Source organism: Streptomyces sp. OfavH-34-F, from assembly GCF_022347745.1.
GTDB lineage: Bacteria > Actinomycetota > Actinomycetes > Streptomycetales > Streptomycetaceae > Streptomyces.
In genome coordinates, this window is sequence record NZ_JAKRGC010000579.1 from 1 (window position 1) to 1835 (window position 1835).

A 1835-nucleotide genomic window follows, 5' to 3' on the forward strand; every position below is an offset into this window, starting at 1 on the left:
GTGCACCACCCCGTCCGGGGTGCGCCGCCAGTCCAGCTCCACGCCGCCCGCGCGCAGTTCGCCGTGCTCCACGTACGTGTCCGGGGTCGCCGGGCCGAGGAGGACGCGGACGGACTCCGGCACCTCGTGCTCCTCGCCGTCGCTCGTGACCCCGGCGTCGACGCTCTCGCCGAGCCGCCGCACCTGGAGCAGCTCGGCCAGTTCCGCCGCGCGCGCCGGGGCGACCGGCAGCAGCGGCAGCCCCGCGGTGAGCGGCAGCAGGTCCGGCGCGTCCGCGATCACCGCGTCCGCCGCGTCCACCACCCGCACCTCGCCGTCCACGACCGCCCGCAGCGCGTCCGGCAGCGTCACCTCGTCCGGGTCCAGCGCGGCCAGCGCCGTGTACAGGGCGTGCAGCTGTACGCCGGTGACCGGGCGGTCCGGGTCGGCGAGCCGGCCCAGCAGCTCGGCGGCCCCGCCGGGCTCGTCCAGCAGCGCGTCGACCGAGGTCCGTACGCCCAGGGCCCGCAGCACCTCGGCGTCCTCGAAGCCGGTCGCGTCGGCGGAGTCGTACAGCCCCGCGAGCCGGGGGTCGCCGCGGTGCGCGCGCAGACCGGCCGGGCGGCGGCCGTCCAGCACGGGGTGGCCGCGCAGCCACCACGCGGTGTACGGGCGGACGGAGCGCGTGGTGCCGTCCGGCAGCAGCACCCGGACCGGCTGGGTGAGCGCGTCCCGCAGCGGCGGCCAGGCGAGCATCGCGAGGGCCTGCGGCCAGGCGTCGTCGTCCACGAGGTCCAGATCGCGCACGGCGACCAGTTCGGTGGCGACCGGCGGGACGGGGCCGTCCGGGAGCTGGTCCAGGATGTCCTCGCACCACACGTCCACGGCGTCCAGCAGCCCGGCGTCGTCCGGCTCCGCGAAGTCGCTGTCGCGCGGCTCCAGTTCGTCCGGGTCGAGGACGACGTCGGTGGCCCGTACCAGGGCGAAGCCGGCGAGCACCCCGCAGGCGGTGAGCGGCTGTTCGCCCCAGCGGTCGGCCAGCTCCGCGTCGCACAGGGCCAGTTCGCCCTCGCGCATCACGGCGGCGAACGGGCTGTCCGGCAGCACGAGTTCCCCGGCGGGCGCGAGTTCGCCGTCCTCGTCGGGCAGCGCGAGCGCCCCGAGCCAGGGTTCGTCGCCCGGCTCCAGACCGGCGTCCCGGACGAGCGTGAGCACGGTCTCCGCCAGCTCGTCCCCGTCGAGCGCGTCCTCGTCCCACACCTCGCCCGCGTCCAGCGACCCGGCGACGGCGGCCCGCACCTGCGGGGTCGTGAGGACGGCGCGCGGGGTGGCGGGCAGGGCGCCCAGCTTCTCCAGCAGCGGATGCGCGGCGTCGGGATGCGCGACCTTGAGCCCGAGGCGCGCGAGCCGCCCCAGCACGGACGGGTCGAGCGCGTCGGGCACGGGGAGCAGGACCTGCCGGGGGCCGATGGTGGTCCGGGGCGGGGCGGGGGCCGGGTCCGGCGCGTCCCCGGCGAACGGCTCCGTGACCCGGGCGGTGCCCGCCAGCGGGACCGGGAGCCCCGACAGGCGGTCCGGGTCCACGCCGGTCAGGCTGTCGTACAGGCGCCGCCACCAGGCCGGATCGCGTTCCAGGCCGGTCAGGCGGTCGATCGCCTCCGTCAGCGGCACCCGGGCGACGCCCAGCGTGCGCAGTTCCACGCGCCGTTCCAGACCGGCCGGCAGCAGGCACGGCAGCACCTCGGCGAGCACCGCCACCGTCCGCGCGCCGGCGCCCTCCACCACCTCCGCCTCGACCGGCCGCAGCGCGACGGTGTCCTTGCGGACGCCCCCGTCGCCGTCCCAGCCGTCCCAGC

Annotated in this window: 1 pseudogene; it reads right to left on the minus strand. The window is 77.9% G+C overall.

Going from position 1 to position 1835, the window contains the following annotated elements:
- Window positions 1-1835: pseudogene (locus tag MHW47_RS35075) on the minus strand (molecular chaperone Hsp90); the annotation flags it as partial.